23 protein-coding genes and 1 tRNA gene are annotated in these 24,908 nt (G+C 66.5%); 15 read left to right on the top strand and 9 right to left on the bottom strand.

The window, feature by feature from the left end; all coding sequences use genetic code 11:
• The first annotated feature begins 2 nt into the window (after nucleotides 1-2).
• The gene (locus A5699_RS27640) at nucleotides 3-1,097 is read left to right on the top strand and encodes a TrkA family potassium uptake protein (RefSeq protein WP_067776949.1); all 1,095 of its coding nucleotides are present in this window, start codon (nucleotides 3-5) and stop codon (nucleotides 1,095-1,097) included.
• Nucleotides 1,094-2,032: an NAD(+) diphosphatase gene (gene nudC, locus A5699_RS27635; protein ID WP_067776946.1), complete on the top strand. Its 939-nt coding sequence runs from the start codon at nucleotides 1,094-1,096 to the stop codon at nucleotides 2,030-2,032. Before A5699_RS27640 ends, nudC begins: the two co-directional genes overlap by 4 nt.
• Nucleotides 2,033-2,058: 26 nt before the next feature.
• Here nudC and mrx1 read toward each other — a convergent pair whose 3' ends face one another.
• A complete protein-coding gene (mrx1, locus tag A5699_RS27630; RefSeq protein WP_067777000.1) occupies nucleotides 2,059-2,307 on the bottom strand; it encodes a mycoredoxin Mrx1 in 249 nt (82 codons plus the stop codon).
• An 89-nt stretch (nucleotides 2,308-2,396) separates the two neighbouring features.
• On the opposite strand from mrx1, the gene A5699_RS27625 reads away from it, so the two are divergent.
• The 3 genes from A5699_RS27625 to A5699_RS27615 all read left to right on the top strand — a co-directional run bounded on the left by A5699_RS27625 (nucleotide 2,397) and on the right by A5699_RS27615 (nucleotide 5,163).
• Nucleotides 2,397-3,533, top strand: a complete 1,137-nt coding sequence (locus A5699_RS27625; RefSeq protein ID WP_067776943.1) for an acyl-CoA dehydrogenase family protein — start codon at nucleotides 2,397-2,399, stop codon at nucleotides 3,531-3,533.
• On the top strand, nucleotides 3,530-4,543 hold the full coding sequence (locus A5699_RS27620) for an acyl-CoA dehydrogenase family protein (RefSeq protein WP_067776941.1): 1,014 nt from the start codon (nucleotides 3,530-3,532) through the stop codon (nucleotides 4,541-4,543). The genes A5699_RS27625 and A5699_RS27620 overlap by 4 nt, the downstream gene beginning before the upstream one ends.
• Nucleotides 4,544-4,635: 92 nt before the next feature.
• A complete protein-coding gene (locus tag A5699_RS27615; protein WP_067776937.1) occupies nucleotides 4,636-5,163 on the top strand; it encodes a helix-turn-helix domain-containing protein in 528 nt (175 codons plus the stop codon).
• A 167-nt stretch (nucleotides 5,164-5,330) separates the two neighbouring features.
• Here the strand turns inward: A5699_RS27615 and A5699_RS27610 are convergent, their stop codons facing one another.
• Nucleotides 5,331-6,269, bottom strand: a complete 939-nt coding sequence (locus tag A5699_RS27610; protein ID WP_067776934.1) for a carbon-nitrogen hydrolase family protein — start codon at nucleotides 6,267-6,269, stop codon at nucleotides 5,331-5,333.
• A 144-nt stretch (nucleotides 6,270-6,413) separates the two neighbouring features.
• On the opposite strand from A5699_RS27610, the gene A5699_RS27605 reads away from it, so the two are divergent.
• Both A5699_RS27605 and A5699_RS27600 read left to right on the top strand, forming a co-directional pair.
• Nucleotides 6,414-7,199, top strand: coding sequence for an aldolase (locus A5699_RS27605; RefSeq protein ID WP_067776931.1), 786 nt, complete (start codon nucleotides 6,414-6,416; stop codon nucleotides 7,197-7,199).
• 56 nt (nucleotides 7,200-7,255) lie between these two features.
• Entirely contained in the window at nucleotides 7,256-8,140 is an 885-nt protein-coding gene (locus A5699_RS27600) for a dihydrodipicolinate synthase family protein (RefSeq protein ID WP_067776928.1), read from the top strand.
• A gap of 3 nt (nucleotides 8,141-8,143) precedes the next feature.
• Here the strand turns inward: A5699_RS27600 and A5699_RS27595 are convergent, their stop codons facing one another.
• Nucleotides 8,144-8,611, bottom strand: coding sequence for an Rrf2 family transcriptional regulator (locus A5699_RS27595; protein ID WP_067776925.1), 468 nt, complete (start codon nucleotides 8,609-8,611; stop codon nucleotides 8,144-8,146).
• A gap of 72 nt (nucleotides 8,612-8,683) precedes the next feature.
• Between A5699_RS27595 and A5699_RS27590 the strand changes: the two genes are divergently transcribed.
• From A5699_RS27590 to A5699_RS27580, 3 genes are all read left to right on the top strand, one after another.
• A complete protein-coding gene (locus A5699_RS27590) occupies nucleotides 8,684-9,427 on the top strand; it encodes an SDR family oxidoreductase (RefSeq protein WP_067776923.1) in 744 nt (247 codons plus the stop codon).
• Between the two features lie 45 nt (nucleotides 9,428-9,472).
• Nucleotides 9,473-11,599, top strand: coding sequence for an ATP-dependent DNA helicase UvrD2 (locus A5699_RS27585; protein WP_197508415.1), 2,127 nt, complete (start codon nucleotides 9,473-9,475; stop codon nucleotides 11,597-11,599).
• Between the two features lie 472 nt (nucleotides 11,600-12,071).
• On the top strand, nucleotides 12,072-12,383 hold the full coding sequence (locus A5699_RS27580) for a WhiB family transcriptional regulator (protein ID WP_067776917.1): 312 nt from the start codon (nucleotides 12,072-12,074) through the stop codon (nucleotides 12,381-12,383).
• Nucleotides 12,384-12,471: 88 nt separating this feature from the next.
• Here the strand turns inward: A5699_RS27580 and A5699_RS27575 are convergent, their stop codons facing one another.
• Genes A5699_RS27575 through A5699_RS27565 form a run of 3 tightly spaced genes read right to left on the bottom strand, consistent with a single transcriptional unit; the run spans nucleotide 12,472 to nucleotide 16,194 of the window.
• Nucleotides 12,472-13,806 carry an AarF/ABC1/UbiB kinase family protein gene (locus tag A5699_RS27575; protein WP_067776913.1) on the bottom strand — a complete coding sequence of 445 codons (1,335 nt, stop codon included), beginning with the start codon at nucleotides 13,804-13,806 and terminating at the stop codon, nucleotides 12,472-12,474.
• 42 nt (nucleotides 13,807-13,848) lie between these two features.
• On the bottom strand, nucleotides 13,849-14,688 hold the full coding sequence (locus tag A5699_RS27570) for a cyclodehydratase (protein WP_067776910.1): 840 nt from the start codon (nucleotides 14,686-14,688) through the stop codon (nucleotides 13,849-13,851).
• Nucleotides 14,689-14,748: 60 nt separating this feature from the next.
• Nucleotides 14,749-16,194 carry a zinc-dependent metalloprotease gene (locus A5699_RS27565; protein WP_067776997.1) on the bottom strand — a complete coding sequence of 482 codons (1,446 nt, stop codon included), beginning with the start codon at nucleotides 16,192-16,194 and terminating at the stop codon, nucleotides 14,749-14,751.
• A 91-nt stretch (nucleotides 16,195-16,285) separates the two neighbouring features.
• Here A5699_RS27565 and A5699_RS27560 point away from each other — a divergent pair, with 91 nt between their 5' ends.
• The 5 genes from A5699_RS27560 (at nucleotide 16,286) to A5699_RS27535 (ending at nucleotide 23,461) form a co-directional block, all read left to right on the top strand.
• Nucleotides 16,286-17,314 carry a PDZ domain-containing protein gene (locus tag A5699_RS27560; protein WP_067776994.1) on the top strand — a complete coding sequence of 343 codons (1,029 nt, stop codon included), beginning with the start codon at nucleotides 16,286-16,288 and terminating at the stop codon, nucleotides 17,312-17,314.
• A gap of 96 nt (nucleotides 17,315-17,410) precedes the next feature.
• Nucleotides 17,411-20,419, top strand: coding sequence for a UPF0182 family protein (locus A5699_RS27555; RefSeq protein ID WP_067776907.1), 3,009 nt, complete (start codon nucleotides 17,411-17,413; stop codon nucleotides 20,417-20,419).
• A 169-nt stretch (nucleotides 20,420-20,588) separates the two neighbouring features.
• Nucleotides 20,589-21,983 (top strand): FAD-binding oxidoreductase, encoded by a 1,395-nt coding sequence (locus A5699_RS27550; RefSeq protein ID WP_067776904.1) that lies wholly within the window; start codon nucleotides 20,589-20,591, stop codon nucleotides 21,981-21,983.
• 96 nt (nucleotides 21,984-22,079) lie between these two features.
• Nucleotides 22,080-22,156, top strand: a tRNA-Met gene (locus A5699_RS27545).
• Nucleotides 22,157-22,462: 306 nt separating this feature from the next.
• Nucleotides 22,463-23,461 (top strand): tocopherol cyclase family protein, encoded by a 999-nt coding sequence (locus A5699_RS27535; protein ID WP_067776898.1) that lies wholly within the window; start codon nucleotides 22,463-22,465, stop codon nucleotides 23,459-23,461.
• A gap of 3 nt (nucleotides 23,462-23,464) precedes the next feature.
• On the opposite strand, the gene A5699_RS27530 is transcribed toward A5699_RS27535, so the two are convergent.
• Genes A5699_RS27530 through A5699_RS27520 form a run of 3 tightly spaced genes read right to left on the bottom strand, consistent with a single transcriptional unit; the run spans nucleotide 23,465 to nucleotide 24,887 of the window.
• Nucleotides 23,465-24,229: an RsiV family protein gene (locus A5699_RS27530; protein ID WP_067776895.1), complete on the bottom strand. Its 765-nt coding sequence runs from the start codon at nucleotides 24,227-24,229 to the stop codon at nucleotides 23,465-23,467.
• 57 nt (nucleotides 24,230-24,286) lie between these two features.
• Nucleotides 24,287-24,610, bottom strand: a complete 324-nt coding sequence (locus A5699_RS27525) for an XRE family transcriptional regulator (RefSeq protein WP_067776892.1) — start codon at nucleotides 24,608-24,610, stop codon at nucleotides 24,287-24,289.
• Between the two features lies 1 nt (nucleotide 24,611).
• The gene (locus A5699_RS27520; RefSeq protein ID WP_231965863.1) at nucleotides 24,612-24,887 is read right to left on the bottom strand and encodes a type II toxin-antitoxin system RelE/ParE family toxin; all 276 of its coding nucleotides are present in this window, start codon (nucleotides 24,885-24,887) and stop codon (nucleotides 24,612-24,614) included.
• Nucleotides 24,888-24,908: the final 21 nt, after the last annotated feature.

Genomic DNA, 24,908 nt, shown 5'->3' with positions numbered 1-24,908 from the left:
GCGTGGGTAAAGGCAGGCTGCGGCGTCGCCTCGCCGCGATCGACTCGAACCTCACCTCGCGCCCGGATGCGGCGCTCGTCGATGTCTTGCGGATTCCCGAGCCGTTCGTCAGCCCGGCCCGCAGGATCTTCATGCGCGTGCTGTACGCGTTGGGGGCGCTGTTCGCCGCGGTGCTCATCGTCTACATGGACCGCTACGGCTATCGGGACAACGACAGCGCCCCGGACGCCAACAATCCACTGTCATTCCTGGATTGCCTGTACTACGCCACGGTGTCGCTGTCCACAACCGGTTACGGCGACATCACGCCGTATTCGGACTCGGCGCGACTGGTCAACGTCATCATCATCACGCCGCTGCGGGTGGCGTTCCTGATCGTGCTGATCGGTACCACAGTGGAAACCTTGACCACCCAGTCGCGGCAGGCGCTGAAGATTCAGCGATGGAGGAACAAAGTGCGTAACCACACCGTCGTCGTCGGATACGGCACCAAGGGCCGCACCGCGGTCGCCGCGATGGTCGGCGATGAGGTCTCGCCGGCCGACATCGTCGTCGTCGACGAGAACGCGGGCGCGCTGGAACGCGCCAAAGGCGCGGGGTTGGTGACCGTGCACGGCGACGCCACCAACTCCTCGGTATTGCGACTGGCCGGCGCCCAGCACGCCAAGTCGATCATTGTCGCGGCCGACAATGACGCCAGCGCGGTGCTCGTCACGCTGACCGCGCGCGAATTGGCACCCAAGGCCAAGATCATCGCGGCGGTGCGGGAGTCGGACAACCTGCACCTGCTCAAGCAGTCCGGAGCGGATTCCACCGTGGTGTCATCGGAGACCGCGGGCCGGCTGCTCGGTATCGCCACGCAGACGCCCAGCGTGGTGGAGATGATGGAAGACTTACTGACACCCGATGCCGGCTTCGCCATCGCCGAGCGAGAGGTCAGTCCCAAGGAGGAGGGCGGCTCGCCGCGGCATCTGCATGACATCGTGCTCGGCGTGGTGCGTGAGGGCCGTTTGTTGCGGGTGGACGCGCCGGAAGTCGATGCACTGGAAGCGGGCGACCGGCTGCTCTACATCCGCAGCGCGGACGCCGAGCGATGAGCGCCAGGAGTTTCGGCCTCCGCAATATCCCGTTGTTGTCCCGGGTCGGTGCCGACCGTGCCGACGCCTTGCGTACCGATATCGAGGCCGCGACCGCGGGTTGGCCGGACGCGTTGCTGCTACGGGTCGATCGACGTAACCAGGTGCTGATCTCCGGTGGTCAGGTGGTGCTCGGCAAGGCGTCGAGCCTGGGTACCGACAAACCGCCGGAGCATGCGGTGTTTCTGGGGCGGATGGGTGACGGCCGACATGTGTGGGGAGTGCGCGCTGCACTGGAGGCGCCCGAAGATCCGGAGGCGCCTGCGGAGGTGCTCGACCTGCGGCGCGCCGGGGAGGTCTTCGACGATCTCAGCGCCCAGTTGGTGGCCACCGCCACCGCATTGCTGAACTGGCATGACCGTGCCCGGTTCAGCGCGGTGGACGGAGCAGCGACGAGGTCGGCGAAGGGCGGTTGGTCACGGGTTGATCCGGTCAGCGGTCACGAGGAGTTCCCGCGTATCGATCCGGCGGTGATCTGCCTGGTGCACGACGGTCACGACCGTGCGGTGCTGGCGCGCCAGACCGTCTGGCCCGAGCGGTTGTTTTCGATTCTGGCCGGCTTCGTCGAAGCCGGGGAATCGTTCGAGGCGTGTGTGGTGCGCGAGATCGCCGAAGAGATCGGCCTGGCGGTCACCGATGTGCAGTACCTCGGTAGCCAGCCCTGGCCGTTTCCGCGGTCGTTGATGGTCGGGTTCCACGCCATCGGAGATCCGGAGCAGCCGTTCTCGTTCAACGACGGTGAGATCGCCGAGGCGCAGTGGTTCACTCGGGCCGAGATCCGGGAGGCCCTGGATCAGGGTGACTGGAACTCGGCCGGAGGTACGCCGTCGCGGCTGCTGCTGCCCGGGTCGATCTCGATCGCCCGCGAGATCATCGAATCCTGGGCTGCGTTGTAGCTCGCGGGGCATCAGCCCAGCCGGACTCAGCCGAGTTTGGCTTTGACCTGCTTGATGGTCGGGTTGGTCAGCGTCGAGCCGTCGGGGAACTTCACGGTGGGCACCACGTGGTTGCCCCCGTTGACCGATCCGACGAACTCGGCCGCGGCCGGATCCTGCTCGATGTCCACCTCGGTCCACGCGATGCCCTCGGCCTTCAGCGCGGTCTTGAGCCGGGAGCAGTAGCCGCACCAGGTGGTGGTGTACATGGTCAGTGCAGACGGTGTAGCAGTCATAGTCAGGACAACGTAACCGATCACTCCGGCATGCCCGATAGTCTGCATCTACCTGAGTGCTTCACAGATGTCGATGGGATGGAGCGTGCATGGCTCGGCTTGTGCCGCCGGTATCGGGTGATCCGCACGCCTTCGACGAACTCAGGTTGCAGGTTCGCCGGTTCGTCGCCGAACAGCAGCAGTCCGGCAGAATCGGCCGGTATGCCGACAGCTGGTTGACCGGGTGGGACGAGGATTTCAGTCGGGCCCTGGCTGCCCGCGGCTGGCTGGGGATGACGGTGCCGGTGGAGTACGGCGGGCACGGGCGCAGTCATCAGGAGCGCTTCGTGATCACCGAGGAATTGCTGGCGGCCGGGGCCCCGGTCGGAGCGCACTGGATCGCCGACCGCCAGATCGTGCCTTCGTTGCTCAAGTACGGGACCGAGGAGCAGCGACGAAAGTTACTGCCCGCCATCGCAAAAGGCGAGTGCTACTTCGGCATCGGGATGAGCGAGCCCGATTCCGGATCAGATTTGGCCAGTGTGCGGACCAAGGCGGTGCCGGCTGAGGGTGGCTGGCGGATCACGGGCACCAAGGTGTGGACGTCGGGTGCGCACCTGGCCCACGCCTTCATCTGCCTGGCCCGCACCGCGCCGGTGGATCCGGCGCACCGCCACGACGGTCTGAGCCAGTTCATCGTCGACCTGTCGGCACCAGGCGTCGATGTCCGGCCCATCATCTCGATGAACGGCAAGCGCCACTTCAACGAGGTGATTCTCGACGAGGTGTTCGTGCCCGAGGCCATGGTGTTCGGCACCATCGGCAACGGTTGGGAGCAGGTGACCTCGGAACTCAGCTTCGAGCGCAGCGGGCCCGAGCGTTTCCTGTCGACGTTCCCGCTGCTGGCCGACATGGCCTCGCTCATGCGGGACGGAACCCTGCCTCGTCACACCGATCTGGGCCGCTATCTGGGCCGGATCAGCGGTTTGCGCCAGATGTCCATGGCGGTCGCGGGGGCACTGGAGCGACGGGAGCCGGCTGACACCGCGGCCGCGGTGGTCAAGGTGCTCGGCACCGCCACCGAAGGTGACATCGCCGATTTCGCCGACGTGCTCGGTGAGACCGATGACGACGCCTACCGGGCGATGTTGGCCGACGCCGTCGCCCAGCGTCCGGGGTTCACCCTGCGTGGTGGCGCCAATGAGGTGTTGCGTGGGGTGATTGCGCGGGGACTGGGGTTGAGATGAGTGTCGACGCCGATCTGGTCGAGATGATGTCGGCCGTCTTCGCTGCGCACCGGGAGCAACATCAGCCTGGCGAGGCCGTCGACGAGTTGTGGGCGCGCCTGCGTGAACTGGGACTGGTTCGGCTGACCGGGTCCGAGGACTCCGGTGGCAGTGGCGCCGGCTGGGCCGAGGCCGTCGAGCTGTTGCGGGCAGCGGCCTTCCACGGCGTGAAAGTGCCGCTGGCCGAACATGATCTGTTGGCGTGCTGGCTGCTGGAGACGGCCGGATTGGCGATCGACGATTCCCGGCGTACCGCGTGTGTGCTCGATGACGACGGTGCCGCTCGTGGCGTGCCGTGGGCGGCGGACGCCGATCGGGTGGTGCTGTTCTGGCGTGACGCCAGCGGCTGGCGGGTGGCCGATGTGGACACCTCGTCGCTGTCGGTCAGTCGAGGGCGCAATAGTGCGGGGGAGCCCCGTGACGCGATCACCGCGGATATCGCGAGTTTGACCGGAACTGCGGTGCCAGACAAGACGTTCGAGGAGTTCAGCCGGCGCGCCGCACTGGTACGGGCGGTTCAGGTATGCGCCGCGTTGGACCGGATTCTGGAATTGTCGGTGTCTCACGCCGGTGAGCGTCTGCAGTTCGGCCGGCCGTTGGCGAAGTTCCAGGCCGTACAGCACCTGGTGGCCGACATCGCCGCCGAGTCGGCATTGGCCCGGGCCGCCACCGATGGTGCCCTGGATGCGGCGATTCGATCCGATTGGTCCGCAGCCGAATTGGATTTCCTTGTCGCGGTTGCCCGTTCGTGTGTCGGTCACGCCGCCTCGGTGGTGGTGCGCAACGCTCATCAGGTGCACGGCGCGATCGGTACGACGCGCGAGCACCGGCTGCACGAGTTCACCATGCCTGCCCTGGCGTGGCGTTCGGAGTACGGTTCGGTGGCGTACTGGGACGAGGTCCTCACCGAGTACGCCACCGGAGCGAGCGCGAACGGATTGTGGGCGTTGGTCGCCGGCGCGGGCGACTGATCCGGCAATTCGGAATGTCGACGATATGACACCCGCTGTCCTATGGGACGATGTACCGAAGTGTGCTTCGGCGGTTACGGGCAGGAGGTGTTGTGAGCGCTCTGGTGCGTGCTGTGCGTCAACAGCGAGGCATGACCCTTGAGGAGCTCGCCGAAGCGACCGGGCTGACCAAGAGCTATCTGTCCAAGGTCGAACGGCAGCGTTCCACCCCGTCGATCGCGGTCGCGATGAAGCTGGCCCGCGCGCTCGAGGTCGATGTCGCACAACTGTTCTCCGAGGACCCGGCGGTCACGACGTTGGCCGTCGACCGTGCGGGCGAGCGAGGGGCCAACCGGTATCAAGCGGTGGCCGCGGGGATGCTCGGAAAGTCGATGTCGCCGTTCATCGTGCGGCCGACGCTCAAGTTCGCCGACCACCCTCATCCCGAACACGCCGGGCAGGAGTTGGTGTTCGTTCACGCCGGCACCGTGGAGTTGCGGTACCAGGACGAGTTGGTGGTCCTGGAGTCCGGTGACTGCGCGTATTTCGATGCCTCCCTGCCGCACCAACTCCGACAGCGAGGCAGCGCACCCAGCGAGGTTCTGGTGATCACCCACACCGAGTACAGCCGTAATCGCTGACTTACGTTCAGGACTCGCGTGAGCACTTGAGATTCACGTGCACGGTGGGGAGCAGTACGCCTCCAATCATAGGACGCAATGTGTCATAAAGGAAACCATTGCCGGACCCGCGGCCTTAGAGGTGAAAATCGCGCGTTCGACCGGGTTTTCACCCGGCGGAGTCGTGCCTAGGCCGGTGCTCCCGATTTAATGCCTGCCACGTTGCGTCGGTACCAGGGGCGGCCGTGCCAGCGCTGGTAGTGCCAGACTGTCCTCGGTAGGAGACCACGCTTGTGTAGCCAATAGCTGCTGGGCGTGGACAGACTGGGATCTTGGCGGCCGACTGTGACCTCGCCGAGAACCACGCCCTCGCCTTCCTCGGCCCGTCGTTCGGCGACGATCTGGCCTGATGCTGTGGTGATCATGGTCGAGCCCTCGAAGTGGCCGCGGTATGTCGCCGGTAGCCAGGGCATTGAGCATTCGAGGTGGCCTGCGTGGGCCGCGTGGACACAGGGTGCGCCAACGTAGCGCGAGAACGAGGCCGCCGCTGTGCGGGCGGTGAGTCGGTTGTTGCGCTCCAGCCGGTCGAACACGGCATGTGGTTGCCACCGCGGGATCGACCACCAGCCAGAGCCGGTCATGAGCAGGTCCACGCGACCCCGCAGGCGTCGGACTGTGTCTGTGCGCATCAGCTCCCAGCACACCGCGGCGCCTACCTGATACTCGCCGGTGTCGATGACGCCGTCGTCATTGCCGCCCACGTAGAACGCGTTCTCCCACATCGTGGGGAGATCCTTGTCGTGTCGCCCGATTACGCCGGTCGGATCGGCGAGAAAATACGCGTTGCGGACGTGTCCGTCGGGGTCACGGCACAGGAAAGAGCCGCCGACGAGGGCTGAGTGCCGACGCGCGAGCGTGGTGAGAAGCTGTGTCGCGGGGCCGTCGGGCGGTAACGCCGCATCGGCCAGCGAGGCTGCGAAGCCGATCCCCGTGGAGAAGAACTCCGGTAACGCGATGATGCGTGCCCCCGCATGCCCGGCCTCATCGCCGAGTCGCTCGCAGGCGGCCAGGTTCGCCGGAACATCGGCGAGCGCCGCATCGAGTTGGACTGCCGCTGCCAGAACCATGATCGAACACTCCTCGGGTTGTGGACACATGGTGTCACCTGTTGGCAAGCGTAGCTGGCGCCAAGCACCGTTGACATGAGGACACAAAGTGTCCTACGGTCATTTTTGTGTCGCTGGTCCCTCCACAGAGAAAGGCAGGCCGAGATGACGACTACGCTTGGTGATTCGAAACAGGTTCTGATGCAGCGGGCGCTCGATGGATTGTCGACCCATATCGAGGAGTCCACCCTGACTACGCGGCAGAAACTGGCGTTGACGTGTCGAGCGCTTTTCGATGCGGGCCACGACTCCGGCCTGGCCGGTCAGATAACCGCTCGGGCCGGCAAGCCCGGTACCTACTACACCCAACGACTGGGGCTGGGCTTCGACGAGATCTCCGAAGACAATCTGCTGCTGGTCGACGAAGATCTCAACGTCCTCGAGGGTGAGGGAATGGCCAACCCCGCCAACCGATTCCACACCTGGATCTACCGCGCCCGGCCCGACGTTCAGTGCATCGTGCACACCCACCCGTTCCACGTCGCGGCGCTGTCGATGCTGGAAGTCCCGCTGCAGGTATCGCAGATGGATATCGCGCCACTGTACGACGATTGCGCCTTCCTGGCCGACTGGCCCGGCATTCCGGTCGGCAACGAAGAGGGTGAGATCATCAGCGCCGCATTGGGGGACAAGAAGGCGATCCTGCTGGCCCACCACGGCCATGTGATCGCCGGAGCGAGCATCGAGGAATCATGCTCGCTGGCGATGCTGATCGAGCGCGGCGCCAAACTGCAACTGGCTGCCATGGCGGCGGGCACGATCGCCGAGTTGCCGCCGCGACTGGCGCGCGAGGCCCACGACTGGACGCTGCGGCCCAAACGCAGCCAGGCCAACTTCGCCTACTACGCCCGGCGCGCGCTGCGCAATCACCCCGACGCGCTCACCAGCTGAGCATCCCCGCACGCCTCAGCCCCGATCCGGATTCGAACCGCAAAGGAACAACCAGAATGACCGCCAACACTGAGATCCACGGAATTCTCGCCTATCCGGTGACCCCGTTCACCGACGACCACCAGATCGACACGGGCAAGCTGGCTGCCCTGGTCGAACGCCTGGTGGCCGGCGGAGCGCACGGTATCGTCCCGCTGGGCAGCACCGGTGAGTCGGCGTACCTCACCGAAGCCGAGTTCGATGCCGTCATCGACACCACGATCGGCGTGGTCGACCGTCGGGTGCCCGTCATCATCGGCGCGTCAGATTTGACCACGGCCAACACCATTCGCCGGGCGCAGTACGCCGAGCGGGCCGGTGCCGACGCGGTCATGGTGCTGCCGATCTCGTATTGGAAGCTGTCCGAGCGGGAGATCGCCCAGCACTATGCGTCCATCGGCGCCGCGATCGGGATTCCGATCATGGTCTACAACAACCCGGCGACCAGTGGCATCGACATGCGACCGGAGCTGCTGGTGCAGATGTTCAACGACATCGACAACGTCACCATGGTCAAGGAATCCACCGGTGACATCACCCGTATGGAGCGACTGTCCGAGCTCACCGACGGCCGGCTGCCGTTCTACAACGGCAGTAATCCCATGATTCTCAAGGCATTCAAGGCGGGAGCCAGGGGCTGGTGTACAGCGGCGCCGAACCTGCTGCCGCAGCCGTGCCTGGATCTCTACGCAGCGGCACAGGCCGGAGACTGGACGAAGGCCGAGGCCATCTACGCCGAACTCAAGCCCTTCCTGGAGTTCATCGTCGCCGGTGGTCTGCCCACGACGATCAAGGGCGGTCTGGAACTGGTGGGACAGGGCGTCGGCGTGCCGCGGTTGCCGTTGCTCCCGCTCGACGGCGAGGGGCGCGAGGAACTGAGCCGACTCCTCTCGGTGTCGTGAGGCTCACCTGCCCAGCAACTTTCGGGTGCGGGCCGGCGCTGCGGCCGGGATGTCAGCGAGGATGTCGGCAAGTGTGACGTCGTCGAGGCTGGCCCGCCAGGCCTGGTGCGCCTCAGCCATTTTCACGGCCAGGATGCACTCGTGGCGGCACCAGGCGGCAGGTAGGGCGCCGCGGCCCTGCTGTCGGATCTCGCGGCATTCATAGGGAGCGGCCGCGCCGTCGACGGCTTCGACGATCTGCAGCAGCGTGATGTCGGCTGGTGCCCGCCCGAGCCGGAACCCACCGCGCGGGCCGGTCGTCGCGGTCAACACGCCCGCACGGGTGAGTGCCTGCAGCTGCTTGGCGAGGTAGGCCGCGGGCAGGTCGAAGTACTCCGCGAGATCGGCGGCCGATGCGGTGGTCCCGGCTTCGAGCTGCGCCAGTGACGTCGCGCAGTGCAGCGCCCACTCGGTGGCCACGGGAAGTTTCACGGGCCGTAGTTTATTACAGATATCAAGGACCTATATAGTCCGAGATATCTATCGGTCAGGACAGGAGTCGTCATGCGGATCGCAGTTGCCGGGGCTACGGGAAACATCGGGGCGCGCGTGGTCGCGGCGCTGCAGGGTGCTGGACACGACGTGGTGGCGATCAGCCGCTCGAACGGGGTGGACCTGTCCACCGGTGACGGGCTCGATGCGGCGCTGGCCGGGGTGGAGGCTGTCGTCGACGCGATCAGTGCCCCGCCCGCGGACCGGGACAGCACCGTGGACTACCTGGGCACCGCCACCCGCACTCTGCTCGCTGCCGAGGCCAGGGCCGGGGTCAAGCACCACGTCCTGCTCTCGATCGTGGGAATCCACGACATCGAGGGCAATCCGCACTACGCCGGGAAGCGCGAGCAGGAGCGGCTGGTGCAAGCCGGGTCTGTGCCATGGACGATCGTGCCTGCGACGCAGTTCCACGATTTCGCCGAGATGGTGGTGAGTTGGACCGAGCAGAACGGGCGTGCCGAAATCGCACCGCTGCTGGTGCAGCCCATCGATCCCGATGACGTGGCCGGCGTGCTCGCCGAGATCGTCGTGGGTGACCCGCAAGGCCGCTACGTCGACGTGGCCGGCCCGCAGACCCAGGATCTGGTCGACATGGCCCGGCGCACCCTGGCCGCGCGCGGCCGTGAGGTGACGTTGGTGCCGACGTGGTCGTCGATCTTCGGTCTGTCGATGTCCGGCAACGCGCTGCTGCCCGGCCACGGCGCCCGCATCGCGCCCACCACGTTCGACCAGTGGTTGAGCCGGCAGCGATAGACCGCGCGCCCGGGTCTGTCACCGGTCCCTGACATCATGGACCGCATGCCGTTGGAGGCTCCCTCGACCGCCCTGGGCGATCTGGACGATGAGCAGCGGGAGGCAGTGCTGGCCGCCCGCGGCCCGGTGTGCGTGCTCGCCGGCGCAGGCACCGGCAAGACCCGGACCATCACCCGCCGGATCGCACACCTGGTGGCCGGTGGCCACGTCGCGCCCAGTCAGGTGCTCGCGGTGACGTTCACCGCGCGGGCCGCCGGCGAGATGCGCGGCCGGTTGCGGGCCCTGGGGCAGGAAGCCGGAGTGAACACCGCTGCGGTGCAAGCGGTGACGTTTCACGCCGCGGCGCGCCGACAGCTGCAGTATTTCTGGCCCCGCCTCGTCGGGGACACCGGGTGGGAGCTGCTCGACAGCAAGTTCGCCGTCGTCGCGCAGGCCGCCAACCGGACCGGGATGCAGACCAGCACCGACGACGTGCGTGATCTCGCCGGTGAAATCGAATGGGCCAAGTCATCTTTGATCACGCCGGAGGCTTACGGTGCCGCCGTGGCGAAAGCCGGTCGGGACATCCCGTTCGACGCGGCCAAGGTTGCGGCGGTCTACGCCGGGTACGAGGCGCTCAAAGCCCGCCGTGACGGCTCGACGCTGCTGGATTTTGACGACCTGCTGCTGCATACCGCCGCGGCCATCGAGAACGACGCCGCGGTCGCCCAGGAGTTCCGCGATCGGTACCGCTGCTTCGTCGTCGACGAGTATCAGGACGTCACGCCCCTGCAGCAGCGGGTGCTCGATGCCTGGCTGGGGGAGCGCGACGATCTCACCGTGGTCGGTGACGCCAACCAGACCATCTACTCGTTCACCGGCGCCACTCCACGGTTCCTGCTGAATTTTTCCCGCCGTTTCCCCGACGCTGCCGTGGTCCGGCTCGAACGGGACTACCGCTCCACGCCGCAGGTGGTGTCGTTGGCCAACCGGGTCATCGCAGCGGCGCGGGGCCGGATGGCGGGCAGCAAGTTGCACCTGGTGGGCCAGCGCGACGCCGGTCCCGAGCCGACGTTCTCGGAGTACCCCGACGAGGTGGCCGAGGCCAATGCCGTCGCCCGCTCCATCAAGAAGCTGATCGAAAACGGTACGGAGCCGGCCGAAATCGCGGTGCTGTACCGAATCAACGCCCAATCCGAGGTGTATGAGGAGGCGCTCACCGAAGCCGGCGTCGCCTTTCAGGTGCGTGGCGGTGAAGGCTTTTTCAGTCGCCAGGAGATCCGTCAGGCCCTGGTGGCGTTGCACCGGTTCGCCGAACGCGACATCCCCGAGGACAACCTGCCCGCCTTGGTGCGTGAGCTCCTCGAACCCCTCGGCCTCAGCGCCGAACCCCCGGCCGGCACCAAGGCGCGCGAACGCTGGGAAGCGTTGACGGCGTTGGCCGAGCTGGTCGACGAGGAAGTCGCGGTGCGCCCCGAACTGGATCTGCGAGCGCTGGTCGCCGAGCTGCGCCAGCGTGCCGACGCGCGGCATCCCCCGGTGGTGCAGGGGGTGACGCTGGCCTCGCTGCACGCGGCCAAGGGCCTGGAATGGGACGCGGTGTTCCTTGTCGGCCTGGCCGATGGAACGCTGCCGATCTCGCATGCGCTTGCGCACGGCCCCGACAGTGAGCCGGTGGAGGAGGAGCGCCGGCTGCTCTACGTCGGGGTCACCCGGGCCCGCGTCCATCTCGGGCTCAGTTGGGCGTTGGCGCGTACCCCGGGTGGGCGTCAGGGCCGGCGGCCATCGCGGTTCCTCAACGGCATCGCCCCGCAACTGCAGAAGACGGCGGGCCCGGGGCCGGAACGGTCGCGCCGGCAACGGGGTCCGGCGCCGCGGTGCCGGGTCTGCAACGCCGCGCTGTCGACGCCGCCGGCAATCATGTTGCGCCGCTGCGAAACCTGCCCCTCCGATCTGGATGAGGGGCTGCTCGCCGAGCTCAAGGAATGGCGACTGCAGGTCTCCAAGGAGATGAAGGTGCCGGCGTTTGTGGTGTTCACCGACAACACCCTGATCGCCATCGCCGAGTCGATGCCCACCGACGAGGCCGCGTTGGTGGCCCTTCCCGGTATCGGTGCGCGCAAGCTCGAGCAGTACGGCCCGGATGTTCTCGAGCTGGTCGCCGCACGGGTCAAGGGCCGCCAAGATTCGTAAAGATCGCGCCAAAACCGCAGGTAGAAAATTAGTTGTGCAGTTCTGCTGTTAGGCTTTAGCCTCGTAACACAGCTCTGGTGACGAGACGGAAGGAGGGTGCCCGCAATGGATAACAACATCGGTATCAGCGGTGTAGCGGCAGTAGGCATGCCCTCGTCCGTGCTCGCCGTCCCCGCCGCCGCTTTCCCGGCGGCGCATCGGCATGCCGCCGCCGCTGCCGCCGCGTGGCCGGCCGCTGCTATTGCACCGCAGCGTAAGCGCCGCCCCGCCGCCGCGACTGGCGCGTCCGTGGATCGGAGCCCCCTCTAGGTAGAGCTCCCATCACCAGCCACTAGGCCACGGACCCGCAGTCAACCGGATCCGTGGCCAAATTTTTTGGGAGTTGTTCGCACACCCCGGAAAACCTGGTCGCAGATCCCTCGAAGAGACAGATCGCCGACAACTACGACCAGGAATCAGGGGGACACAACACATGTCCATTGCGATGACCGCTCCGGAGGTGAGCGTCGCGCCGGTGACATGCGAGCAGCGGCTGCCGGCGGTGCCGTGCCACATCGGGAATCCCGATCTGTGGTTCGCCGAGAGCCCCGTCGATCTGGAGCAGGCCAAGGCACTGTGCGCGGATTGCCCGATCCGTCGCGAGTGCCTGGCCGCCGCGCTGGAACGGCAGGAGCCGTGGGGTGTGTGGGGCGGGGAGATCCTCGACCGCGGCACCATCGTGGCCCGCAAGCGGCCTCGGGGGCGTCCGCGTAAGAATGCCGCGGGCAATCCGGCTGCGGCGTGAGGTGTGCCAATACGTTGACTCTGCGCTCAGGGCGTATTGCTCTCAAGCGAGCATTTGCGCCCTGGCCGCAGAGTCGGCGTGCCGGCAGCTAGGCAGCTTCTTCGGAGAAGCCCGGGACCAGTTGTGTGGCAATCGCTTTCACGGGAACGTGCGCGTCGAGTTGGCAGCAGATCGCGATGGTCGAGGCGATCACCCGCAGCGGGATGGCGAGATTCGGCGGCAGGTCGAGTTGGCGGGCGGTCTTGATCTGGGCCACCGAGTTGTCCATCTGCCCGGCTGCCATGCGCTGAATCCAGCGGCGGGTGTAGTGGAAGACGTCGACCTCGATCGGTTCGACGTACTGGCGCAACATGTCGTCGATCTCCTCGGTCGAGACCTGTTCGCCCTTCTGGATGAAACCGGCTGCCTCCATGGTGGGCAGCAGTTCGTCGTAGTTTTTGTCGCGGGCCAGCCGGATCGTCTCGCCCAGCGCGGTCGGGAAACCACCGGGCATCGGGGCGACGGCGCCGAAGTCGATGACGCCCATCCGGCCGTCGGGCAGCAACATGAAGTTCCCGGGGTGGGTGTCGCCGTGCATCATCTCCATGCGCGCCGGGGCGTCGAACGTCAGTTCCGTAAGACGGGTGCCCATGAGGTCGCGCTGCTCGGGGGTGCCCTCCCGGATGATCACCGACATCGGTACGCCGTCCATCCATTCGGCGATGACGACCTTCGGTGCACTGGCGATGATGGCAGGGACCGCGAAGTGCGGATCGTTGTGGTAGGCCTTGGCGAACGCCCGCTGGTTGTCGGCCTCCAGCCGGTAGTCCAGTTCCATCTCGGTGCGTTCGATCAGCTCGTCGACGATGCCCTGGATGTCGGCACCGGGGGCCAGCTGCTTGAACACGCCGACCAGACGTTGGATCGTCTTGAGGTCGGCGCGTAGCGCTTCGTCGGCACCCGGGTACTGGATCTTGACGGCCACCTCACGGCCGTCGGACCAGACCGCCTTGTGCACCTGGCCGATGCTGGCCGACGCCACCGGGGTGTCGTCGAACGACGTGAACCGATCGCGCCACTTCGTGCCGAGTTGCCCGTCGAGCACCCGGTGCACCTTGGCCGCGGGCAGAGGCGGCGCCTCACGCTGCAGCTTGGTCAGCGCCTCGCGGTAGGGCTTGCCGTACTGCTCGGGGATGACGGCCTCGACCACCGAAAGCGCCTGGCCGACCTTCATCGCCCCGCCCTTGAGCTCACCCAATACGGTGAACAGCTGTTGGGCGGCTTTATCCATCAATTCGGCGGTGACTTCGTCCTTGGACTTGCCGGTCAGGCGCTTACCGAACCCCAATGCGGCCCGGCCCGCCATGCCGCCGGCCAAGCCGGCGAGCTTCGCATTCCGTGCGACGCTGCCCCGTTTGATGTCAGACACCAGACCATCATCCATGACTTGGCTGAACGGCCCACAACCAACTGGCAACATTCGTTTTCAACATGGGCAGTCCGGGTGGCGGGACCAGCGTCTTGCCACGATCGAGTACCCGTCGGCATCGAGTTCCAGCGTGGTGTTCAGCGTGGGCGGCGCCTGCGGGACCGGCTGCCGGTCGGCGGTGTGTCCGACCGCCCGGATCACCAACTCGACCTGCCGCATGGCCAGCGCCGCGGTGGCCAGGATGGTCGCCCGACTGGCGGTGCCGACCGCACCCCGGAGCTGGGTGGCCACGGCCGGCCACGCCGCATCGCGGTCGGCGCGGTGCAGATCCGCACACTGCAGACAACTGGTCACCCCCGGGATCACCAGTGGTCCGACCAGCCCGGCACCGTCACGCACCCGGACGGGTAGGTGGGCGATGCCGCCGTGATGCAGCTCCTGCCGAAGTCTCGGGTCGGTGACCTGGTAATCGGCCAGCACGACCAGGTCGGTGGCGGCCGCCACGCCCCGGGCGTGCGGGTGGGTACTGCGCCGGACCCGTGCGCCCGAACAGCGCAGGCCGCCGGCCAACAGTTCCGACAGCGGTCCGCGGCCATGAACGCGGACGGATGCCGATCGGGCGGGACCGTCCGGTGCGGCGGTCAGGACACCCGCCGTGGTCAGTGCATCGATCAGTTCGTCGAGGGCGTCGGCACCGGTGAATGGCTCGCTCGCAGTGACCAATTCGTCGCGGGTGGCCCCGGTTTGCAGCGTGCGCAGCAGGTGCACCAGTTGGGCCTGGGTGATGCCGGCCGGGGGACGAACCAAGACCGCGCGCCGAGGATCCCAGCCGAGTTGAACCGCGTCGTCGGGGCGCAGCAGGATCGGCCTGCCGGCAGCGAGTACATAGCGCGTCATGCGATGACTCTGCCACGGCCGCGGCACCGGGCGTTTCAGTTATCCACAGGCACCGAGGCGTCAGGGCCGGTCGGGCTGGTCCCCGTTGTCGTCGCCTTTGTCGTCCCCGTTGTCGTCCCTTTTGTCGTGGCCCTCGCGCTGCTCTTTCTCCAGGTCGGCGAAGGCCTGCTCGAAGGCACTGTCGAGGTCGCCGGTGTCGCCGCCGATCATGCGGTCGATGAAGGCGGCCGGCTCGTCGAGATCGGCGGCGCTGGGCAGCAGGTCGGGGTGCTGCCACACGCTGTCACGGGTGTCGATCCCGACTGCGTCGGTCAGCCGCTCCCACAGCAGGGCGGCTTCGCGCATCTTGCGTGGGCGCAGTTCGAGGCCGACGAGCGTGGCGAAGGTCTGTTCGGCCGGGCCGCCGGTGGCGCGACGGCGCCGCAGGGATTCGGCCAGCGCCGAGGTGCCGGGGATGCGATCGCCCAGGGCCGCGGTGACGACGGTCTGCACCCAACCTTCGATGAGCGCCAGCAGGGTTTCCAGCCGCTCGAGGGCGGCTTCCTGCTCGGGGGTGGCCTTCGGCTCGAAGATGCCCTGGTTGAGCAACTGCTCCATCTCCGACGGATCGCCGAGGGAGGCGGGGTTGAACCCGCGGGCGAAGTCCTCGATGCCCGACATGTCGACCTTCATGCCCTTGGCGAAGGCCTCGACCGCGCCGAGCAGCTGGCTCGGCAACCATGGCACGTGGCTGAACAACCGGTGATGGGCGGCCTCACGGGCGGCCAGGAACGTCAGGATCTCACTGCGGGGACGTTCCAGCCCCTCGGTGAGTGACTCGATCGCGTCGGGCATCAGCGCCGCGACTCCCTTGGGCCCCAACGGCAAGCCGATGTCGGTGGAGGTCAACACCTCGCGGGACAGCTTGCCCAGGGCCTGACCGAGCTGAGACCCGAAGGCCATGCCGCCCATCTGCGACATCATCGCCAGCAGCGGCCCGGCCATGCTCCTGGCCTCCTCGGGCAGCGCCGAAGCCCACACCGACGAGATCTGCTCGGCCACCGGATCGCACAGCCGCTTCCAGGTGTCCAGGGTGTGGTCCAGCCAGTCGCTGGGCGTCCAGGCCACCGATTTGGTGGTGCCGGCGGGCAGGGGAGTCACCCCGTCCAGCCACGTCTCGGCCAACCGGACGGCATCGGCGACGGCGCCGGTCGTCTTTTCCGGCACCGGTGCGACGAACCCGATCGAGTTCGACGCCAACTGCCGGGCCAGGTCGTAGTTCACCGGACCGGGTTGTTTGCCGCCGGTCATCGCCCCGCCGGCGCCGCTGAACATCTCACCGAGCTTGGTGAAGATCTGGCCGAGGTCACCCATGTTGAAGTTGCCACCGCCCATGCCGAAGCCGAACGGATCTGCACCGGGACCTGGCCCGGGATTGCCGGAACCGGACCCCGAATCGGGGTCCTTCTTTTGCTTGTCTCGGTCGGGGTCGTCCCCGGCGGAGAAGCCGAAGGGCAGGTCAGCCATACCCATAACGGTACTCATGACACAGTGCCCGGGTGTGGCTGCGGGTCACGCTGTGGGTGAACACCACGACGCAGGCTTTACTGTGGGCGGCGTGAACAGGCGGATTTTGACGCTGCTCGTCGCCCTGGTGCCGATCCTGGCGTTCGGGGTGGTGCTCTCGGTGGTGACGGTGCCCTTCGTCTCGTTGGGGCCCGGTCCGACGTTCAACACCCTCGGCGAGGTCGAGGGCAAGGAGGTCGTCGACATCAACGGACCCGACGCGCACGTGCATCCCACCTCCGGGCACCTCAACATGACCACCGTCTCCCAGCGCGACGGCTTGACCCTGGGGCAGGCGCTGGCGTTGTGGATGTCGGGCCGTGAGCAGATGGTCCCGCGCGATCTGGTGTACCCGCCGGACAAGTCCCGCGACGAGATCGACAAGGCCAACAACTCGGATTTCAAGAAGTCCGAGGACAGTGCCGAGTACGCCGCGCTGTCATTTTTGAAATACCCGATGGCGGTGACCGTGCAGAGCGTCACCGATCCCGGCCCGTCGGCGGGCAAGCTGCGCGAAGGTGACGCGATCGACGGTGTGAACGGCACCCCGGTGGCCAATCTCGACGAGTTCCAGGCCGTTCTGAAGAAGACCAAGCCGGGCGATCAGCTGGTGATCGACTTCCGTCGTAAGAACGCGCCACCGGGGGTCGCCACCATCACCATGGGCGATAACCCCGACCGGGACTACGGCTTCCTGGGTGTCGGCGTGCTCGACGCGCCGTGGGCGCCGTTCGACATCAACTTCCACCTGGCCAACATCGGCGGGCCGTCGGCGGGCCTGATGTTCAGCCTGGCCGTCGTCGACAAGCTCACCACCGGTGATCTCAACGACGGCAAGTTCGTCGCCGGCACCGGAACCATCACCGGCGAGGGCAAGGTCGGGTCCATCGGCGGCATCACGCACAAGATGCTGGCCGCCAAGGAGGCCGGCGCCACGGTGTTCCTGGTGCCCGCCGACAACTGCACCGAGGCGCGCTCGGCGCCGCAGGAGGGCATGGAGTTGGTCAGGGTGGAAACGCTGAGCCAGGCGGTCGACGCGTTGCACACGATTTCTGCCGGTGGCGAACCGCCTCGCTGCTGAACCGTGCCCAACCTGTGAATGGCTAGAGTTGTAGGAAATCGGGCGGCCCCACCGGGCATGTCACGAGTCCACCGAGGCTGAAACAGGAGTTCACGAGTGGGGATGCGGCCCGCGGCGAGGATGCCGAAGCTGACGCGACGTAGCCGGGTGCTGATCGCACTGGCACTGGTGGTGGTGCTGGCATTGCTGATCGGGCCACGCGTCGTCGACGGCTATGTCGACTGGTTGTGGTTCGGCGAGCTCGGGTATCGCTCGGTGTTCACCACCGTGCTGGCCACCCGCGTGATCGTGTTCCTGGTGGTGGGGCTGCTCATCGGGGCCGTGGTGTTCGCGGCGTTGGCGCTGGCGTACCGCAGCCGTCCGGTGTTCGTCCCGGCCGCCGGGCCCAACGACCCGGTGGCGCGCTACCGCACCACGGTGTTGGCCCGGCTGCGGCTGTTCGGTATCGGCGTGCCGGTGTTCATCGGTCTGTTGGCCGGCGTCATCGCGCAGAGTTACTGGGTGCGGGTGCAGTTGTTCCTGCACGGCGGAGACTTCGGGATCACCGATCCGCAGTTCGGCCGCGACCTGGGCTTCTACGCGTTCGATCTGCCGTTCTACCGGCTGGTGCTGACCTACCTGTTCGTTGCGACGTTCCTGGCGTTTGTCGCGAACCTGCTGGGGCACTACGTGTTCGGCGGAATCCGGCTGACCGGGCGCAGCGGTGCGCTGAGCCGTGCCGCGCGCATCCAGCTGATCAGCCTGGTCGGCATCCTGATCCTGCTCAAGGCGTTGGCCTACTGGCTGGACCGCTACGAACTGCTGAGCAATACCCGGGCGGCCAAACCGTTCACCGGCGCGGGCTACACCGACATCAATGCCGTGCTGCCGGCGAAGCTGATCCTGTTGGCCATCGCGGTGATCTGCGCGGTGGCGGTGTTCTCGGCGATCGTGTTGCGGGACTTGCGGATACCGGCCATCGGCGTGGTGCTGTTGCTGCTGAGCTCGCTGGTGGTGGGCGCGGGGTGGCCGCTGATCGTCGAGCAGTTCAGCGTCAAGCCCAACGCGGCGCAGAAAGAAGCCGAGTACATCAGCCGCAGCATCGCCGCCACCCGGCAGGCGTACGGCCTCACCGATGACACGGTGACCTATCGCAATTACGAGAGCAACGCGCAGACCACCGCCGCGCAGGTCGCGGCCGACCGGGCGACCACGTCGAACATCCGGTTGCTCGACCCGACGATCGTCAGCCCGGCCTTCACCCAGTTCCAGCAGGGCAAGAACTTCTACTACTTCCCGGATCAGTTGTCGATGGACCGCTACATCGGCCCGGACGGCAACCTGCGCGATTACGTGGTGGCCGCGCGCGAGCTGAACCCGGACCGCTTGATCGACAACCAGCGGGACTGGATCAACCGGCACACCGTCTACACCCACGGCAACGGCTTCATCGCCTCGCCGGCCAACACCGTGCGCGGAATCGCCAACGATCCCAACCAGAACGGCGGTTACCCGGAGTTCCTGGCCAGTGTGGTCGGGGCCAACGGCAGCATCATCTCGCCCGGACCGGCGCCGCTGGATCAGCCGCGGGTGTACTTCGGTCCGGTGATCGCCGATACGTCCGCCGACTACGCCATCGTCGGCAAGAACGGTGACGTCGACCGCGAGTACGACTACGAGAACAACACCGAGACCAAGAACTACACCTACACCGGTGCCGGCGGCGTCCCGATCGGCAACTGGCTGACCCGGTCGGTGTTCGCGGCCAAGTACGCCGAGCGGAACTTCTTGCTGTCCAATGTGATCGGTGAAAACAGCAAGATCCTGTTCAACCGTGACCCGGCGCAGCGCGTCGAGGCCGTGGCACCGTGGCTGACCACCGACACCAGCGTCTACCCGGCCATCGTCAACAAGCGCATGGTCTGGATCGTCGACGGCTACACCACGCTGGACAACTACCCGTACTCGGAGTTGACGACGCTGTCGAGTGCGACCGCCGACTCCAACGAGGTGGCGCTCAACCGCCTGGCGCCCGACAAGCAGGTGTCCTACATCCGTAACTCGGTGAAGGCCACCGTCGACGCCTACGACGGCACCGTCACGCTGTACGCGCAGGACGAGCAGGACCCGGTGCTCAAGGCCTGGATGAACGTCTTCCCGGGCACGGTCAAACCGAAGTCGGACATCTCCCCGGAGCTGCAGAACCACTTGCGCTACCCGGAGGACCTGTTCAAGGTGCAACGCGCGCTTTTGGCCAAGTACCACGTGGACGACCCGGTGAAGTTCTTCACCAACGCCGACTTCTGGGATGTACCACTGGATCCCAACCCGACGGCGAGCAGTTTCCAGCCGCCGTACTACATCGTGGCGCGCGACATCGCCCACAACAACGGCTCGTCGTCGTTCCAGTTGACCAGTGCGATGAACTGGATCCGGCGTGACTTCCTGGCGGCCTACATCAGTGCCAGCTCCGATCCGGACAACTACGGCAAGATCACCGTGTTGACCATCCCGGGCCAGGTCAACGGTCCCAAGTTGGCGTTCAACGCGATCAGTACCGACACCGCGGTCTCCCAGGATCTCGGTGTGATCGGACGCGACAACCAGAACCGCATCCGCTGGGGCAACTTGTTGACCCTGCCGGTGGCCGACGGTGGATTGCTCTATGTGGCACCGGTTTACGCCTCACCGGGCAGCAGCGACGCCGCGTCGTCCTATCCCCGCCTGATTCGGGTGGCGATGCTCTATGGCGACAAGGTCGGTTACGCCCCGACCGTCAGTGATGCGCTGACGGAGATCTTTGGCCCGGGTGCCGGTGCCACCGCGACCAATGTGGCGCCGACGGACAACAAGCCGCAGGCAGCGGCCGGTACACCGGAAGCGCCGGCGGCCGCCCCGCCGCCGGCCAATGCCGATGGTCAGGCGCCGCAGGTGGTTGCCCCGCCCGCAGCGGTGCCGCCGGGCGAGCCGGTGCAGTTGTCGCCGGCCAAGTCCGCCGCGCTCAAGGAGATCGAGTCGGCGATGTCGGCGGCGCGCGATGCTCAGCGCAGCGGTGACTTCGGCAAGTACGGTGACGCGTTGCAGAAGCTCAACGATGCGATGAACAAGTACGACTCCGCGAAGTAACGTCTTCCCGCGAGCAGACGCAGATGTCCCGCACCGCCCGGCGTGTCGGGTACATCTGCGTCTGCTCGCCGTGAGTTGACCTGGACACCAAGTCAACGCCAAGAGGTCCCGGGCATGCTGTGCGCCGACATTGCATCGGCTGCGCAGCAGCATTTTTGAGAGGACCTCGATGACCCTGACCGATCTTCCGCACGGCGGGCTTGACGACGCACTGGAGGGCCTACGCGCCCACGTCGCCGCCCCCGTCGCATTACCGGGGGAAGCCGGCTATGAGCGAGCCACCCCGTGGAATGTGGCGGCCAGGGTGGAGCCCGCGGCGGTGGTGTTGGCGGCGACGGCCTATGACATCGCCAACACCGTGCGGTTCGCCGCGGCTCGCGGGCTTCGGGTGGCTGTGCAGGCGACCGGACACGGTGCCCTGGCCGTCGAACCCGACACCATCCTGGTGGTGACGGCCGAGATGAACACTGTCACCGTCGATCCGGTGGCCCGGACTGCGCGGGTGGCCGCCGGGGCCACCTGGCAGCACGTCCTCGACGCCGCCGCGCCGCACGGTCTGGCTGGGCTGGGTGGCTCGGCGCCAGGGGTCGGCGTGGTCGGGTATCTCACCGGCGGCGGGATCGGACCGCTGGTGCGCTCGGTGGGCCTGTCCGCGGACTATGTGCGGTCGTTCGAGTTGGTCACCGGCACCGGGGAGCTGCTGCGCGCCAGTCCGGAGGAGAACGCCGAGCTCTTTTGGGGTCTGCGCGGCGGCAAGTCGACGTTGGGCATCGTCACCGTTGTCGAGATCGAGCTGTTGCCGATTCCTGAGTTCTACGGTGGCACGGTGATTTTCGACGGTGTCGACGCGGCAGTGGTCCTGCGGGAATGGGCGCACTGGTGTGCGGATCTGCCCGAGTCCGTCTCGACCTCGATCGCGCTGCAACAACTCCCAGCAATGCCGGGTGTTCCCGAACCGTTGGCCGGCCGGTTCACGGTGGCGGTGCGTTATGCCGCGCTCGGTGACTTCGCGGAGGCCGAGCGGCTGCTGGCACCGATGCGCGCCGTGGCCACGCCGGTGCTCGACACCGTCGCGGTATTGCCTTATGCCGCAATCGGAGCCGTGCATGCCGACCCCGTCGACCCGATGCCCGTCTACGAACACCACACGCTGCTACGGGAATTGACCGCGGAAACCGTCGAGGTGTTGCTGAGTGCGGCCGGCCCCGATTCCGGCTCGGTGCAGACGATCGTCGAACTACGCATGTTGGGCGGCGCCCTGGCGCGCGAGGGTCGTCATCGCAGCGCGTTCTGCCATCGCGACGCCGCCTTCGCCGTGACCACGATCGGGGTGCTGGTGCCACCGGTGGCCGATGTGGTGGTGCCGCAGGCCGGTGCGCTCATGGTGGCGCTGTCCCGCTGGTCCAGCGGCGGCCAGCTCGCCAATTTCGCGCCGTCGGAGGACGCCGGACGGGCCGGGCGGGTCTACGACGAGGACACCCGGCACTGGCTGGCCGCGCTGGCGCAGCGGCATGACCCGGCCGGGGTGTTCCGCTGTGGTCAAGTCGTGCGTTATGCGGACTGATTCTGCGGTGGTTCTCGGGCCGGATTCGACCAAAAACCAGCGCTGAGCAGACGATTTGGAGCTCTGCGTAAGACCCCGGTAACCTTGTATTCGCAACGCGGGGTGGAGCAGCTCGGTAGCTCGCTGGGCTCATAACCCAGAGGTCGCAGGTTCGAATCCTGTCCCCGCTACCAGCGAGAATGGCCCTCGGAGGAATCTCCGGGGGCCATTCTCTATTGGGCTTCGGACATCTGGAATGCCGCCGCTCAGGCGGCGGCGTCCTGCACCTCGGGCTCACGGTGTGCGCATGACGTGCACTCGGGGGACTCGATGTCGAACTCACCGCAACTCGGGCAGATAAACGGAATCACCGGGCCGTCCTTTCTCGCTCTGCGGCCCGCCGTGGTGCCGCGCTGCCTGCCCTGTACCCCGTGCCGGACGCGATCGAAACCAACCATTTTCGACGTGCATCTGCTGCCGAATCTGGGTACCAGGGCAGCATGGATGCTGTTGATGTCCTCACCTGGCCGGCCCGGGAACTCGTGGCGCTGTATCGCCGGACGGGCGCTGACGTGCCGCTGGGGGATCCGTTGCCGTCCCATGGCACCGAGATGGAGGGCTGGTTCTGGCGGCTCACCGATGCGGCCTCAGGCCGGGTGGTGGTCGCCTTGTGTAGTAGCAACCAGCATCCCGACGGGGACTGGTCGACGTCGGCGATCGCTCTGGAGCCGGGCGGGACGGTTCGTGCTGCCGCGATCGACGGGGTCGAAGCCGACCGGCGCGATTTCGTGGTGCGCGCCGAGAGCGGCGGCAACGTTCTGGACGCCAACCGGTCGGGGTTGCGATTGACCATCGACGACATGACTGTCGACCTCGCCGTGGACAACACCCAGCCATGGCCGAAGGTCTTTGGCGGAGGTGGCCTGTTCTCCTCGGTTCCGTTCCTCAACCAGTACTGGCAGCCGTATTGCCTGGGCGGGCGCGCCTCCGGGACGGTGAAAGGCGCAGGTATCGACTGGCAGTTCGACGACGCGCGGCTGTACTGCGAACGCAATTGGGGAGCCGGCTTCCCGCAGCGCTGGTGGTGGGGTGAAGCTCACGACTTCGGCACCGACGATGTCTGCGTGGCGTTTTCGGGCGGTCTGCTCGAATTCGGCCCGGTGGGACAGGAAGTCACCGGCGTGGTGGTTCGGCTCGGCTCACGCGTGCTGCGCCTCACCCCTCCCGCGCTGGTGAACTACCAATTCGACCGGGACAGCTGGCATTGGCAGATCACCGCTCGTACACCGCAATTCGTGGTGGAACTCGACGGACGCGGCAGCGGCGGATCCCCGCACGTGTTGCCCGTACCGCTTCCCGCCGAACGCCGCAACATCGACAGCGACTACGAGTTCCTGGCCGGTGCGCTTCGCTGCACTGTGCGTGAGTGGGGCAAGACCATCTTCGACGGCACGTCACCGCTGGCCGGCCTGGAGATCGGTGACCGGCCAGCGCAGTAGAAACTACGTCGTCAACTTCTCCCGCATCCCCGGCGCCAGCACCCCGGACAACGCGTCCCAGTCGACGGTGACGGGGTAGTAGTCGCCGAGCACGTGGGCGACTGGCAGGTACACGACCAGGCCGTCGTCGTCGGGCACCCAGTTGGCGAGCTGATCGGCGACCGGCTCGGGTGCGGGTTGGCCGGCCAGTTTCTCGTCCGCGGCGATTTCGGACTTGATGCCGTCGACCAGGGCGGTCAGCCCGGCGGTCGGGTCGGTGAACAGGTCGGTGATCATGATCGGTTTGGCGGTGTGGGCGTCGATCACCGTGGTCGCCACTACGTTGAACGGATGCGCTGCATGGTCGACGAAGATGTTGAGCAGCAACACGCCGGCCACGGCTCCGGTGCCGATGTGGGCGACCTCGCTGCGATCATCCTCGTTCAGCACGCCGGGCGCGACGGTGACGGACAGGTTGTCCTCGTTGGGTTTCAGATAGTCGTCGAGGGCGGTACGCATCGCGCCGTTGAACGCGTCACGCACCACGGCGTCGCCGCCTTTCAGCTGCGGTAGCTCCGCCTTGTAGGTGACGGATCCCTTTGCGCCATCTTGGGTTTCGAGGAAACCCGTCAACGGTGCGGTGGCATTCGTGGTGGAGCTCGTCGTGACAGACGGCTGCGAGGTCGTGGAGCTGTCCGAACTGTCCGAGTTGCACGCCGCGCCAACGCCGATCATCGAGAAGGCGACTGTCGCCCATGCGAGACGCCGAATCATCATTGATTCACTCATTTCTCGACCCTAGCGAGTTGAGCAGCTGGCCGAACCGAGAATGGGTATGCGGATTAGTCACGCGGTGAGTTCGACACTGCTTTCACCGAAATCGGCTACCACCCTCAATTGTCCGCCGAGTGCGGCTACATAGGACTGCAGAGTCCCCAGCTCGGTACGTGACAGATCTCCACTCTCAAGCTTTGAGACCCGCGCCTGCGATACGCCCATGAGCTCGGCGACGTCAGCTTGCCGGGCATGTCCGTGCTCCTTGCGGATGTCGGCCAGTCGCTGCGCCTGAACGGTCGCGAGCATCTTCCGACGCGCTGCATTCGCATGTTCGGGGTCGAAGTGACCTCGAGCGATGGCGTCGGCGCGAACGTCGCGCCAGTTCCGTGCCATGTCACTTACCTCCTGCCACCCATTTCTCATACCGTTGTTCGGCGATAGGAATGTTCTTGTCGTACCAAACTTTCCAATTGCCCGCTTTGTCGCCGCCAAGTAGTAGGATGGCCTGCCGGCTGGGGTCGAACACGAACAAGATGCGAATGCTCGTCGCGGCCGGCCGCAATTCCTTCATGTTGTGAAACTTCGAACCATTTACCTTGTCGACAGTGGGCCCGGCCCAGCGAGGAGGAGAACCCGCCACGCCCATGAGTATAACTCCTGTGTTATTTATAGGTGTCGTAGAGTCATGATG

This window comes from Mycobacterium sp. E802 (genome assembly GCF_001666875.1).
In the GTDB taxonomy this organism is placed as follows: Bacteria; Actinomycetota; Actinomycetes; order Mycobacteriales; family Mycobacteriaceae; genus Mycobacterium.
The sequence above is the reverse complement of the archived record's forward strand: the minus strand, read 5'-3'. Positions and strand labels throughout refer to the sequence as shown.